The following is a 13,203-nucleotide window of genomic DNA, read 5'->3' on the forward strand; positions in this document are numbered from 1 at the left end:
CGGCCGCCCGGCCGGGGAAAGATGGGTCCCATGGGATTCCATGTCGACTCCGAGGCCGGGCGGCTGCGCCGCGTCATACTGCACCGCCCCGATCTGGAGCTCAAGCGGCTGACTCCGAGCAACAAGAACGCCCTCCTCTTCGACGACGTCCTGTGGGTGCGCCGGGCCCGCCAGGAGCACGACGGCTTCGCCGACGTGCTGCGCGACCGCGGCGTGGCCGTCCACCTCTTCGGCGACCTGCTGACCGAGACCCTCGACGTGCCCGCGGCCCGCCTCCTCGTCCTCGACCGCGTCTTCGACGAGAAGGAGTACGGCCCGCTCGCCACCGACCACCTGCGGGCCGCCTTCGAGACGATGCCTTCGGTGGAGCTCGCCGAGGCGCTGGTGGGCGGCATGACCAAGCGGGAGTTCCTCGCGGCCCACCCCGAGCCGACCTCGGTGCGCTTCCACTGCATGGACCTGGACGACTTCGTGATCGGCCCGCTGCCCAATCACCTCTTCACCCGCGACACCTCCGCCTGGATCTACGACGGCGTCTCCATCAACGCCATGCGCTGGCCGGCCCGGCAGCGCGAGACCGTGCACTTCGAGGCGATCTACCGGCACCATCCGCTGTTCCGGGACGAGGACTTCAACGTCTGGTCGCAGGGCCAGGCGGACTACCCCTCGACCATCGAGGGTGGCGACGTCCTGGTGATCGGCAAGGGCGCGGTACTCATCGGCATGAGCGAGCGCACCACCCCGCAGGCCGTCGAGATGCTCGCGCACAAGCTGTTCGCGGCGGGCTCGGCGCAGACGATCGTCGCCCTCGACATGCCGAAGCGGCGCGCCTTCATGCATCTGGACACGGTCATGACGATGGTCGACGGCGACACCTTCACCCAGTACGCGGGCCTCGGCATGCTCCGCTCGTACACCATCGAACCGGGCGTCGGGGACCGGGAGCTGAAGGTCACCGACCACCCGCCGGAGAACATGCACCGGGCCGTCGCCGCCGCGCTCGGCCTGGACTCGATCCGGGTGCTCACGGCCACGCAGGACGTGCACGCGGCCGAGCGCGAGCAGTGGGACGACGGCTGCAACGTCCTCGCCGTGGAGCCCGGTGTCGTCGTCGCGTACGAGCGGAACTCCACGACCAACACCTTCCTGCGCAAGCAGGGTATCGAGGTGATCGAGATCCGGGGGAGCGAGCTGGGGCGCGGCAGGGGCGGGCCGCGGTGCATGAGCTGCCCGGTGGAGCGGGAGGCGGTGCCCGGGGCGTAGGGGGTTCGCCCTACCGCATTCACCGGGCAGCACGCGTCTGTATATAGATGCGGACTGTCGTATATAGTTTCAAGCCCACCGTGTCCGCACCCCTGTCCCCGCACCCCTCTTCCCGTATCCCTGGAGCGCCTCATGGCCACAGACCTCACCGGCCGCCACTTCCTCAAGGAGCTGGACTTCACCGCCGACGAGTTCCGCGGCCTCGTCGCCCTGGCGGCGGAGCTGAAGGCGGCCAAGAGGGCCGGGGCCGAGACGCGCAGGCTGAGCGGCAGGAACATCGCGCTGATCTTCGAGAAGAGCTCCACGCGGACCCGCTGCGCCTTCGAGGTGGCCGCCGCCGACCAGGGCGCGTCGACCACCTACATCGACCCGTCCGGCTCGCACATCGGCAAGAAGGAGTCCTCCAAGGACACCGCCCGGGTGCTCGGCCGGATGTTCGACGCCATCGAGTTCCGCGGGGACGCGCAGGACACCGTCGAGACGCTCGCCGCCCACGCGGGCGTGCCGGTCTACAACGGCCTGACCAATGCCTGGCACCCCACCCAGATGCTCGCCGACGTACTCACGATGACCGAGCACACCGCCAAGCCGCTCCATGAGACCGCCTTCGCCTACCTCGGTGACGCCCGCTTCAACATGGGCAACTCCTACCTGGTCACCGGCGCCCTGCTCGGCATGGACGTCCGGATCGTCGCGCCCAGGACCTACTGGCCGGCCGATCACGTCATCGCGCGGGCCCGCGAGCTGGCGGCGGCCAGCGGCGCCCGCCTGACGCTCACCGAGGACGTTGCCGAAGGCGTACGGGGCGCCGACTTCGTCGGCACCGACGTGTGGGTCTCGATGGGGGAGCCCAAGGAGGTGTGGGCCGAACGCATAGCCGCCCTCGCGCCCTACGCGGTGACGATGGACGTGCTGCGCGCCACCGGCAACGCCGACGTGAAGTTCCTGCACTGCCTGCCGGCCTTCCACGACCTGGACACCCAGGTCTCCCGGGAGATCCACGCGACGTACGGCCTGGAATCCCTGGAGGTCACCGACGAGGTCTTCGAGTCGGCGCACTCCGTGGTCTTCGACGAGGCCGAGAACCGCCTGCACACCATCAAGGCGGTCCTGGTCGCGACGCTGGCCGGCCCCGCCCGGCGGGAAGCGTGAACCAGACGGCCTTGCCGGACGCGGTGGGGCGGTGACCGCAGGACGAGCTGAGGGTGCGGATCAGGAGCAGGCCGCGGCCGTGCTCCTGCCAGGGGTCCGGCTCGCGCGCGTCGGGGTCGGTGAGATCGCCGGGCGGCAGCGGGTTGGAGTCGTGCACCTCGACCTGACAGCCGGTCGGCAGGAGCTCGATCACCAGCTCTATGGGCTCCTGGCCCCCGGTGTGCTCGACAGCGTTGGCCACCAGCTCCGCGGTGAGCAACTCGGCGGTGTCGGTGTCGGCGGACGACTCGATGTCGGTCAGCGCCGTACGGACCAGTGCGCGCGCGACGGGCACGGCTGCCGTGGTGTGCGGCAGCGTGATGCGCCAGGAGGCGGGGGAGGAAGGCTCGTGCAAGGCGGGTCCGTTCAGGGCAAGCAGGCGGGCGGTCCTGCTTTCAACCGTACGAATCTTAAGTGCTGTCCCGACAGGGGCGACGGTCGGGCATTTCCGGGACGTCCGGCCCTGTGGTGTCTCACGGGACAAGACGCGCGAATCGGGACGTCCGTTCCTCGCGGGGCGGGGGAGCGGGCGGGGGAGCGGGCAGGGGAGCGGGCAGGGGAGCGGGCAGGGGTCACGGGGCAGCGGGGCGGCGCGCGTATCGCGCACTCGTGACGGCGGTCACGGAACGGTGATAACTTCATGAGGTAGCCACCGCAGCGCACTCCAGCCCCAGGCCGAGGAGGCCGCACCTGATGAGTCCCTTCACCGGCTCCGCGACCCGCACCCCCGACTGGCGGCATCTGCGCCTCACCGTCGACGCCGGGGTCGCCACGGTCACCCTCGCCCGCCCCGACAAGCTCAACGCGCTCACCTTCGGCGCCTACGCCGACCTGCGCGACCTGCTCGCCGAGCTCTCCCGCGACAAATCCGTACGCGCCCTCGTCCTCGGCGGCGAGGGGCGCGGCTTCTGCTCGGGTGGCGACGTCGACGAGATCATCGGCGCCACGCTCGCCATGGACACCGCCCAGCTCCTCGACTTCAACCGCATGACCGGCCAGGTGGTACGCGCCATCAGGGAGTGCCCCTTCCCGGTGGTCGCCGCCGTGCACGGGGTGGCGGCGGGCGCGGGCGCGGTGCTCGCCCTCGCCGCGGACTTCCGCGTCGCCGACCCCTCCGCCCGGTTCTCCTTCCTCTTCACCCGGGTGGGCCTCTCCGGCGGCGACATGGGAGCGGCCTACCTGCTGCCGCGCGTCGTCGGACTCGGCCACGCGACGCGGCTGCTCATGCTCGGCGAACCGGTGCGCGCGCCCGAGGCCGAACGCATCGGCCTGATCAGCGAGTTGACGGAGGAAGGCAGGGCCGCCGAGGCCGCGCGGGCCCTGGCCCGCCGCCTCGCCGACGGCCCCGCCCTCGCGTACGCCCAGACCAAGGCGCTGCTCACCGCCGAACTCGACATGCCGCTCGCCGCCTCCGTCGAGCTGGACGCGTCGACCCAGGCCCTCCTCATGAACGGTGAGGACTACGCCGAGTTCCACGCGGCCTTCACGGAGAAGCGCCCGCCGAAGTGGCAGGGGCGGTGACCATGGCCACGACCCCGCCCACGGCGCGCGCCGCCGCCCACCGCATCGCCGTCATCGGCGGCGGCCCCGGCGGCCTCTACGCCGCGGCCCTGCTCAAGCGCCTCGACCCCGCCCGCGAGATCACCGTCTGGGAGCGCAACGCCCCCGACGACACCTTCGGCTTCGGCGTCGTCCTCTCCGACGAGACCCTCGGCGGCATCGAGCACGCCGACCCCGCCGTCTACGCCGCCCTCCAGGCGGAGTTCGTGCGCTGGGACGACATCGACATCGTGCGCGGCGAGATGCGCCACACCTCCGGCGGCCACGGCTTCGCGGCGCTCGGCCGGCGCAGGCTCCTGGAGATCCTGCACGAGCGCTGCCGCGACCTCGGCGTCGAGCTGCGCTTCCGCACCGAGGCGCCGCCCGCCGCCGCGCTCTCATCGGCGTACGACCTGGTCATCGCGGCGGACGGCGTGCACAGCCGCACCCGCGAGGCGCACGCCGACGTCTTCGGGCCGAGCCTCACCACCCACCGCTGCCGCTACATCTGGCTCGCCGCCGACTTCGCCTTCGACGCCTTCCGGTTCGAGATCGCCGAGACCGAGCACGGCGTGCTGCAACTGCACGGCTACCCCTTCTCCGCCGCGGGCCCCGGCACCGGCACCGGCGCGTCCACCGTCATCGTCGAGATGCGCGAGGAGGTCTGGGAGGCCGCCGGCTTCGCGGACCTCGACGAGCGGGAGTCCACCGAACGCTGCGCCAAGATCTTCGCGGACGCGCTCGGCGGCCGCCCCCTGCGCGGCAACAACTCGTCCTGGACCAACTTCCGCACCGTCACCAACGCCCGCTGGTCGCACGGCAACACCGTCCTGCTCGGCGACGCCGCCCACACCGCGCACTTCTCCATCGGCTCCGGTACCAAGCTCGCCGTCGAGGACGCCCTCGCGCTCGCCGCCTGCCTGGAGGAGCAGCCGGACATCCCGGCCGCGCTCCGGGCGTACGAGGCGGAGCGCCGCCCCGTCGTCGCCTCCACGCAGCGCGCGGCCCGCGCCAGCCTGGAGTGGTTCGAGCGGCTGCCCGACCACCTCGGCCAGCCGCCGCTGCAATTCGCGTTCAACCTGCTCACCCGGAGCCGCCGCGTCACCCACGACAACCTCCGGCTGCGCGACGCCCGCTTCACCCGCTCCGTGGAGCGCGAGTTCGGCTGCCCGGACGGTACGCCACCGATGTTCACGCCCTTCCGGCTGCGCGAACTGACCCTGCGCAACCGTGTCGTCGTCTCCCCGATGGACATGTACTCCGCCTTGGACGGCGTCCCCGGCGACTTCCACCTGGTGCACCTGGGCGCACGGGCGCTCGGCGGCGCGGGCCTGGTCATGACCGAGATGGTGTGCGTCAGCGAGCGCGGCCGCATCACACCGGGCTGCGCCGGGCTCTACACCGCCGAACAGGCCGAGGCCTGGCGCCGCGTCACCGACTTCGTGCACGCGCAGGCGCCCGGCACCGCCATCGGCCTCCAGCTCGGCCACTCGGGCCGCAAAGGCTCGACGAAGCTGATGTGGGAGGGCATCGACGACCCGCTGCCCGAAGGGAACTGGCCGCTGGAGGCCGCCTCACCGCTCCCGTACAAGCAGGGCAGCCAGATTCCGCGCGAACTCTCCCGCGCCGGGCTGACCCGGATCCGCGACCAGTTCGTCGCCGCGGCCCGGCGCGCCGAGCAGGCCGGCTTCGACCTCCTCGAACTGCACTGCGCGCACGGCTACTTGCTCTCGGGCTTCCTCTCCCCGCTCACCAACCGCCGCACCGACGCGTACGGCGGGGACCTGCCGGGCCGTCTCCGCTTCCCGCTCGAAGTCTTCGACGCGGTACGGGAGGTGTGGCCGGACGGCAAACCCATGACGGTCCGCATCTCCGCCACCGACTGGGCGCAGGGCGGCACCACGGCCGAGGACGCCGTCGGGATCGCGCGGGCGTTCGCGGCCCACGGCGCCGACGCGATCGACGTCTCCACGGGCCAGGTGGTCCCGGACGAACACCCCGCGTACGGCCGCTCCTACCAGACGCCGTACGCCGACCGCATCCGCAACCTGACCGGCATCCCCGTGATCACGGTCGGCGCCGTCTCCTCCTGGGACGACGTCAACTCCCTGCTCCTCGCGGGCCGCGCCGACCTCTGCGCGCTGGCCCGCCCGCACCTCTACGACCCGCACTGGACGCTGCACGCCGCCGCCGAGCAGGGCTACGTGGGGCCGGGCGCCACGTGGCCGCTCCAGTACCGCGCGGGCAGTCGACGTCCGCAGACCGGCCGCACCGACGCCCCCAAGCCGAGACTCAGAGCCTGTCCGCCGCGCCGGCCCCGATCCTGACCTCTGCCACCGTGCCCTCGCCCCGCAGGGCCACCGCCCCCGGGCCGTCCCGGCGTACGCAGTCGAGACGGCCGAGCGACGTCTCCCGCCCGCCGGGCCCGCCGACGGAGAGCCCCTCGGTGAGGGCCATGACGAAGAGGATCTCGCCCGCCGCGCAGACGGCCTCCGCGCCCCGCGCCGCGGCCTTGGCGACGATCCGGACCCGCGCCGTCGCCCGCCCCCTGTGGGTCATCACGTTCAAGTTGCGCACCGCGCCGTCCTTCAGCAGGCAGTCCGTCGCGGCGTCACCGGGAAAGGCGAAGGGGCTCAACGGTCCGACCGGGCACGGTACGCCGTCCACCGTCAGCACCATCCCCTCGCCCTCCACCGGGGTGATCACGCGGTCGACCCCGGGAAAGCGGGAGAAGGCGCCGTCCGCGTCCACGTCCGCGACGCTCACCCGCCAGCCGTCGCCGTCCGCGACCTCCCTCGTCGTACCGCCGCCGTTCCTCCACGGCATGCCGCGGTACGCGCTCCAGCGCAGCACATCCCCGTCCATCAGCCACTTCCTCCCGGACGCATGATCAGCACAGCCGCACCGGGGGTCAGCCTATGCCGGGTACACGAACCGGGCCCCGGCCTCCCTCAGCCGCTCGTCAAGCGCCGCGAACACCGCGGCGGAGCGGGCGCCCGGCCAGTCCGCGGGCAGCAGCTCGGCGGGCAGGCCCGGGTCGGCGTAGGGGAGTTGGCGCCAGGAGTCGAGAGCGAGGAGGTAGTCGCGGTAGGCCTCCTCCGGGGGCGGCGGCCCGTCCGCACGGGACTCCCAGGAACGCAGCACCGGCTCGTGGCGGTCGAGGAACGCCTCGTGCTGCTTGGCGAGCGCCGCGAGGTCCCACCAGCGCGCGACCGCCTCGGACGTCGCCGCGAAACCCAGGTGCGCGCCGCGGAACAGGTCGACGTACGGGGCGAGTTGGAGCCGGTCCAGGGTGTGCCTGGTCTCCTCGTAGAGGTGGGCAGGGGCGATCCAGACGCCCGGTGCCGCCGTGCCGAAGCCGAGGCCCGCGAGGCGGGAGCGGAGCACGTGCCGCTTGTTGCGCTCCGCCTCGGGCACGGAGAAGACGGCGAGGACCCAGCCGCCCTCCTGTCGCGCGGCCTGCGTCCCGTAGATGCGGCGGTCGCCGTCCTCCAGGAGCTGGCGGGCGTCGGGCGAGAGCGCGTACCCCGCGGCGCCCGCCTCGGTGCGCGCGGGCACGAGGAGGCCGCGCCGCTTCAGCCGGGACACCGAGGAGCGCACCGAAGGCGCGTCCACGCCGGCCGGGGCGAGGAGGCGCACCAGTTCGGCCACCGGGACCGGGCCCGGCGCGGCCCGCCCGTAGGCGCCGTAGAAGGTGACGATCAGGGACCGTGGAGTGTGCTGCTCGGACACGTGATCACTCTACGGGCGTCCGGGCGCGCCCGCCCGCAGCCGGAACCGCTGCAGCTTGCCGGTGGCCGTCCTCGGCAGCGCGTCGAGGAAGACGAACTCGCGCGGGCACTTGTACGGTACGAGCTCCGCTCTGACGAACTCGCGCAGCCGCGCCGCCTCCTCGTCGTCCCGCCGCACCCCCTCGCGCGGCACCACGTACGCCACCACCACCTGGCCGCGCAGCTCGTCGGGGCGCCCCACGACCGCCGTCTCGGCGACGTCCGGGTGGCGGAGCAGGGCGTCCTCCACCTCCGGACCGGCGATGTTGTACCCCGCCGAAATGATCATGTCGTCCGCGCGGGCGACGTAGTGGAAGTAGCCGTCGGGGTCCCGGAGGTAGGTGTCCCCGGTGATGTTCCAGCCGTGGCGCACGTACTGCAACTGGCGGTCGTCGGCGAGATAGCGGCAGCCCACCGGGCCGCGCACGGCGAGCAGCCCGGGCTCGCCGTCCGGCACCGGGACGCCGGACTCGTCGACCACGCGCGCCTGCCACCCCGGCACGGCGCGCCCCGTCGTCCCGGGTCTGATCGCGTCGTCGGCGGCGGATATGAAGATGTGCAGCAGCTCGGTCGCGCCGATGCCGTTGATGACGCGCTGTCCGGTGCGCTCGTGCCAGGCCCGCCAGGTGGCCGCGGGCAGGTTCTCACCGGCCGAGACGCAACGGCGCAGCGAGGAGACGTCGTGCCCGTCGAGCTGGTCGAGCATGGTGCGGTACGCGGTCGGGGCGGTGAAGAGCACCGTGATCCCGTGCCGGCCGATGGCGGGCAACAGCTGCTTGGGCGCGGCCTGTTCGAGCAGCACCGACGAGGCGCCGAAGCGGAGCGGGAAGATGACGAGACCGCCGAGCCCGAAGGTGAAGCCGAGTGGGGGGCTGCCCGCGAAGACGTCGTCGGGCACCGGCTTCAGGATGTGCCGCGCGAAGGTGTCGGCGATGGCGAGCACGTCGCGGTGGAAGTGCATGCAGCCCTTGGGGCGGCCGGTCGTGCCGGAGGTGAACGCGATCAGCGCGACGTCGTCGGCGGCCGTGTCCACGGCCTCGTAGCGCTCGGGCTGCCGCGCGGCGCGTACGAGCAGATCGTCGGGCCCGCCCCCGCCGTACGTGGTGACGCCGAGCCCCGGCGCACCGGCTTTGACCAGGTCGTCCACCGAACGGATGTCACACAGCGCGTGCCGCACCTCAGCGATCTCGCAAAGGGTGGCCAGCTCCTGCGAGCGCTGCTGGGCCAGCACGGTCACGGCGACGCCGCCCGCCTTCATCACGGCGAGCCAGCACGCCGCCAGCCACGGCGAGGTGGGCCCGCGCAGCAGGACGCGCTGGCCGGGCAGCACGCCGAGCCCGTCGCTCAGTACGTGCGCGATCCGGTCGACGTGCTGCCGCAGCGTGCCGTACGTCCAGGTCTCGCCGGACGCGGCGTGGAAGGCGGGGCGTCCGGCGCCGAACCGTTCCAGTGTCCGGTCCACCAGCTCGGCACCGCAGTTGAGGCGGGCGGGGTAGTGCAGTTCGGGGCGGTCGTGCACCAGCACGGGCCACCGCTCGCCGGGCGGAAGATGGTCCCGGGCGAACGTGTCGACGTGGCCGGATGCTGTCAGTCCTCGATGGCCGGTGGATTCCATGGCGGCTCTGCCCCCTTGCCTGCCGGTCGGGCGCTGTGGTGGGCTCGCTCGACGAGCGTATCGTGATGGTGACGACAGTCAACGGTGCGCGATAAAGGAGAGGTCCGCGGTGACGGCATTCTCGCTCAATCCCGAACAAACCGCCCGTTGCGCAGCACTCCGCACCCTGGCCGAGGAGCGGCTGCGCCCCCTGGCGGACCAGGGCACCCCGGGCCACGTGAACCGGCCACTGGTGGCGGCACTGGGCGAACTGGGCTTGCTGGAGACGTTGTTCGAGGGGGGTGGGGGAGAGGAAGAAGCGGGACGAGACGAGCGAGCGGGCTCGGACGAAGGCGCGGGCTCAGGCCAGGGCGCGGACTCAGGCGAAGGCGTGGCCCCAGTCCAGGGCGCGGGCCCAGGCGACGCTCCCTCAGGGGCGCGGGGAACTGCGCACCCAGCCACATCAAACCCGCACCCGCAACACAGCCCGTCCCCTCCAGGGGCGCGGGGAACTGCGCGACCGGCCACATCGGACCCGCACCCGCAACACCGCCCAACCGACGGAGGATCCCGCGCCATGGACCTCTGCCTCACCCGAGAGGCCCTCGCATACGCCTGCACGGAGGCAGAAACCGCCTTCGCCCTGCAAGGCCTGGGCGCCCACCCCGTCCACACCCACGGCACGCCCGCGCAGCGAAGCCACTGGCTCCCCCTCGTCCGCACAGGCCGAGCCATCGCCGCCTTCGCCCTCTCGGAGCCCCACGCGGGCTCGGATGCCGCGGCCCTGCGCCTCGCGGCACGACCGGACGGCCCCGACGGCTGGCGGCTCACCGGCGAGAAGTGCTGGATCTCGAACGCCCCCGAGGCCGACTTCTACACCGTCTTCGCCCGTACGACACCCGGCGCCGGCGCCCGCGGCGTCACCGCGTTCCTCGTCCCCGCCGATCGTCCGGGCCTCACCGGCACCGCCTTGGACATGCTCTCCCCGCACCCGATCGGCGCACTCGCCTTCGACGGCGTGCGGGTCGGGCGCGACGACGTGCTCGGCGAGGTGGACCGCGGCTTCCGGGTCGCGATGACCACGCTCAACCGGTTCCGGCCGAGCGTCGGCGCGTTCGCGGTCGGCATGGCGCAGGCCGCCCTGGACGCCACGCTGGCCCACACGGCGGAACGGGCCGCGTTCGGCGGCGCGTTGAAGGACCTCCAGTCCGTGGCCCACCAGGTCGCCGAGATGGCGACGCGCACGGAGGCGGCCCGCCTTATGGTGTACGCGGCGGCCGAGGCGTACGACCGCGAGGGCCCCCAGGGCCCCGGCATCGCCCGGCGCGCGGCGATGGCGAAGCTCATCGCCACGGAGACCGCGCAGTACGTGGTCGACGCGGCGGTCCAGTTGCACGGCGCCCGCGCCCTGCGCCGCGGCCACCTCCTGGAACACCTCTACCGCGAGGTGCGCGCACCCCGCATCTACGAGGGAGCGAGCGAAGTCCAGCGCACGGTGATCGCCAAGGAGCTCTACAAGGACCTGGACCTTGCGCCGCACGAAGAGCTGGACATGGCCCCGGACACGAACCCGAGCGACAGGCTCACCCCCGCTCCCACCCCCACCCCCGCTCCCACCCCCACCCCCACTCCCACGCCACCTCCCGCCGAGGAGCCCTCCGCATGAGCAGCCTGCACCGCGTCAACCCCGCCGAACTCTCCCCGCCCACCGGCTTCTCGCACGCCGTCACCGCCACCGGTTCCCGCCTCGTCTTCCTCGCCGGGCAGACCGCGCTGGACAGCGAGGGCAAGGTCACCGGGGCCACGCTGCCCGAGCAGTTCGAGCGGGCGTTGACCAATCTCCTCACCGCCCTGCGTCACGCGGGCGGCACACCCGCGGATCTCGCCCGCGTCACCGTCTACGCCACGGACGTCGCCGACTACCGTGCCTGCGCTGCGGAACTGGGGCGAATCTGGCGGAGGTCGGCGGGCCGCGACTATCCCGCGATGGCAGTGGTCGGCGCGGTCCGCCTGTGGGACGACGCCGCGCTGGTGGAGCTCGACGGAGTGGCCGTACTCGACTGACCGGCCCGGCGAGGGGTGAGCGCCCCTGCCGGAATGCGGAGTCTCCGCTACCGGGTGAGGCCGGAGGGTCTCGGGGTACTTGGTCACGACCGCGGCCACCGGGGTCGCGGGGAACGGGACGTTCAAACGTTCTGCAGGAGGGTGACCACGTGCGTGCGAGCAAGGTTACGGGCGTCATCACAATGGTGGGACTCACGGCCGCCCTGTTGGCCGGCTGCGGCGACAGCGACGACGACGGAGGCGGCTCCGACAAACCGTTCGCCAAGGACAGCGCCGACCAGATCGCCGCGAAGGCGGTGGCGGCCACCAAGGGCGCCGACTCGATGCGCCTCAAGGGCGACATGAAGCAGGCCGACGGGAAGTCGGTGAGCCTGGACCTCGCGGTCGACCAGGAGAAAAACTGCGAAGGAACCGTCGAGACCGCGGGCGCCAAGGCCGACCTGCGGCACACGAACGGGACGCTGTACGTGCGCGGCAACGACCAGTACTGGAAGGGCGCGCTGAAGAACCGGCCGGGTTCGCAGAAGGTCATGGACAAGATCGCCGACAAGTGGGTCAAGATGCCCGCCGACGACGCCTCCACGTCCGGCATGTGCGACAAGCAGGGCCTGGTCGCGTCGATGGACGAGGACAAGTCCAGCCGCAAGGGCCTGAAGAAGGGTGACACGACGACCGTCGACGGCAAGGAGGCCATCGCGCTGACGAAGAAGGCCTCCGGCGGCGAGACGCACACCATGTATGTGGCCACGGAGGGCAAGCCGTACGTCCTGCGCAGCTCCGTCAAGGGCGGCGACAAGCCCAACGAGGCGACGTTCAGCGACTACAACAAGCCCGTGAGCCCGAAGGCCCCGGACAAGGGCGAGACGGTGGACCTGAAGGAACTGGCCGCGTCGGGCCGGTGATTGGCGCCGAGAAGTAAAACTCCCGCAAAAAAACATATCCTGACGCGACGTCATTTGCACTGTTTGCCGCCCCTGTTGCCGGAGCCGCCGGAAGCAGGGGCGGCTTTCGTGTGCCCGTATGCGGGACGGTGAGCGGCCGTGCGGTGAACCCGCTGTGACGGCGCGGGTGTTCGCGCGTCCGGGATCCAGCCCGCATATACGATACCGCCCAGTATGGGAAGCGGTACTTCAAGTCAAGGTTGGCTTAGTCGGAGCGCATCAGGTAGGTTCACGAAAGATCTTGGCTTTGCCGGGCGGACGACGTCCGGAGGCCATTCCGGTTGCTTATGGGCGGCCGAGCGGCACATAGTGCGCCTATCGGGGGGTGGGGACTTGAGACCTTGCAGACAGACGTCTTCTGACACATCAGCGTGTATCCCTGCGGGCCCGGTGCGTGCAGGTTGAGCAGCTTAACTCCGCGGACCCGCAGCCCTGTTCGGCAGTGCACCGCCATGCTTCCCCGCTTTCCCGGGCGACGCCCCACCACTCTCCTTTCTGTGGTCGGCCGCCGCTCCGCCCCGCGCTGCCTCCATGTGACCGCCACGGTCTGAACACGCAGCCGAATCAGCGAAGTCGGGGTCAAGTCGTCATGCAATTTTCGGGAAGTCGAGGACAACCATGAGCAACCCGTTCGACAACGAGGACGGCAGGTTCTTCGTGCTCACCAACGAAGAGGGCCAGCACTCCCTCTGGCCGGCTTTCGCCGACGTACCGGCAGGCTGGACGGTGGTCTTCGGTGAGGCCGACCGGGCGGCGTGCCTGGAGTACGTCGACACGAACTGGACCGACCTGCGGCCGAGTTCACTTGTCGAGGCGACGGCAAACAGCGGTAAGCACTGAA

The 13,203-nt window shown here is 71.8% G+C and carries 11 protein-coding genes and 1 pseudogene; 8 read left to right on the forward strand and 4 right to left on the reverse strand.

From position 1 onward, the window contains the following. Positions 1 to 30 precede the first annotated feature (30 nt). Both AC07DI_RS10880 and argF read left to right on the forward strand, forming a co-directional pair. Positions 31 to 1,263 carry an arginine deiminase gene (locus AC07DI_RS10880; protein ID WP_478903743.1) on the forward strand — a complete coding sequence of 411 codons (1,233 nt, stop codon included), beginning with the start codon at positions 31 to 33 and terminating at the stop codon, positions 1,261 to 1,263. A 132-nt stretch (positions 1,264 to 1,395) separates the two neighbouring features. Continuing rightward, positions 1,396 to 2,415 (forward strand): ornithine carbamoyltransferase, encoded by a 1,020-nt coding sequence (gene argF, locus AC07DI_RS10885; protein WP_384257896.1) that lies wholly within the window; start codon positions 1,396 to 1,398, stop codon positions 2,413 to 2,415. On the opposite strand, the gene AC07DI_RS10890 is transcribed toward argF, so the two are convergent. Beyond that, a complete protein-coding gene (locus AC07DI_RS10890; RefSeq protein ID WP_478903978.1) occupies positions 2,363 to 2,824 on the reverse strand; it encodes an ATP-binding protein in 462 nt (153 codons plus the stop codon). The genes argF and AC07DI_RS10890 overlap by 53 nt on opposite strands. A gap of 323 nt (positions 2,825 to 3,147) precedes the next feature. Here AC07DI_RS10890 and AC07DI_RS10895 point away from each other — a divergent pair, with 323 nt between their 5' ends. Then, on the forward strand, positions 3,148 to 3,975 hold the full coding sequence (locus AC07DI_RS10895; RefSeq protein ID WP_478903745.1) for an enoyl-CoA hydratase family protein: 828 nt from the start codon (positions 3,148 to 3,150) through the stop codon (positions 3,973 to 3,975). 2 nt (positions 3,976 to 3,977) lie between these two features. Continuing rightward, complete coding sequence (locus tag AC07DI_RS10900; RefSeq protein WP_478903747.1) at positions 3,978 to 6,320, forward strand: bifunctional salicylyl-CoA 5-hydroxylase/oxidoreductase; 2,343 nt, start codon at positions 3,978 to 3,980, stop codon at positions 6,318 to 6,320. On the opposite strand, the gene AC07DI_RS10905 is transcribed toward AC07DI_RS10900, so the two are convergent. Genes AC07DI_RS10905 through AC07DI_RS10915 form a run of 3 tightly spaced genes read right to left on the reverse strand, consistent with a single transcriptional unit; the run spans position 6,286 to position 9,378 of the window. Continuing rightward, on the reverse strand, positions 6,286 to 6,858 hold the full coding sequence (locus AC07DI_RS10905; RefSeq protein ID WP_478903749.1) for a HutD/Ves family protein: 573 nt from the start codon (positions 6,856 to 6,858) through the stop codon (positions 6,286 to 6,288). The genes AC07DI_RS10900 and AC07DI_RS10905 overlap by 35 nt on opposite strands. A 51-nt stretch (positions 6,859 to 6,909) precedes the next feature. Further along, positions 6,910 to 7,725: a PaaX family transcriptional regulator gene (locus tag AC07DI_RS10910; protein ID WP_478903752.1), complete on the reverse strand. Its 816-nt coding sequence runs from the start codon at positions 7,723 to 7,725 to the stop codon at positions 6,910 to 6,912. 9 nt (positions 7,726 to 7,734) lie between these two features. Then, positions 7,735 to 9,378: an AMP-binding protein gene (locus AC07DI_RS10915; RefSeq protein ID WP_478903754.1), complete on the reverse strand. Its 1,644-nt coding sequence runs from the start codon at positions 9,376 to 9,378 to the stop codon at positions 7,735 to 7,737. A gap of 547 nt (positions 9,379 to 9,925) precedes the next feature. Here AC07DI_RS10915 and AC07DI_RS10920 point away from each other — a divergent pair. The 4 genes and pseudogenes from AC07DI_RS10920 to AC07DI_RS10935 form a co-directional block, all read left to right on the forward strand. Further along, positions 9,926 to 11,023 (forward strand): annotated as a pseudogene (locus AC07DI_RS10920) (acyl-CoA dehydrogenase family protein); the annotation flags it as partial. Further along, positions 11,020 to 11,421, forward strand: coding sequence for a RidA family protein (locus AC07DI_RS10925; protein WP_478903756.1), 402 nt, complete (start codon positions 11,020 to 11,022; stop codon positions 11,419 to 11,421). The pseudogene AC07DI_RS10920 and the gene AC07DI_RS10925, both read left to right, overlap by 4 nt. Before the next feature lie 149 nt (positions 11,422 to 11,570). Next, a complete protein-coding gene (locus AC07DI_RS10930; protein ID WP_478903758.1) occupies positions 11,571 to 12,323 on the forward strand; it encodes a hypothetical protein in 753 nt (250 codons plus the stop codon). A gap of 657 nt (positions 12,324 to 12,980) precedes the next feature. Continuing rightward, a complete protein-coding gene (locus tag AC07DI_RS10935) occupies positions 12,981 to 13,202 on the forward strand; it encodes an MbtH family protein (RefSeq protein ID WP_384257878.1) in 222 nt (73 codons plus the stop codon). Position 13,203 lies beyond the last annotated feature (1 nt).

Source organism: Streptomyces sp. NPDC044106 (genome assembly GCF_056433985.1).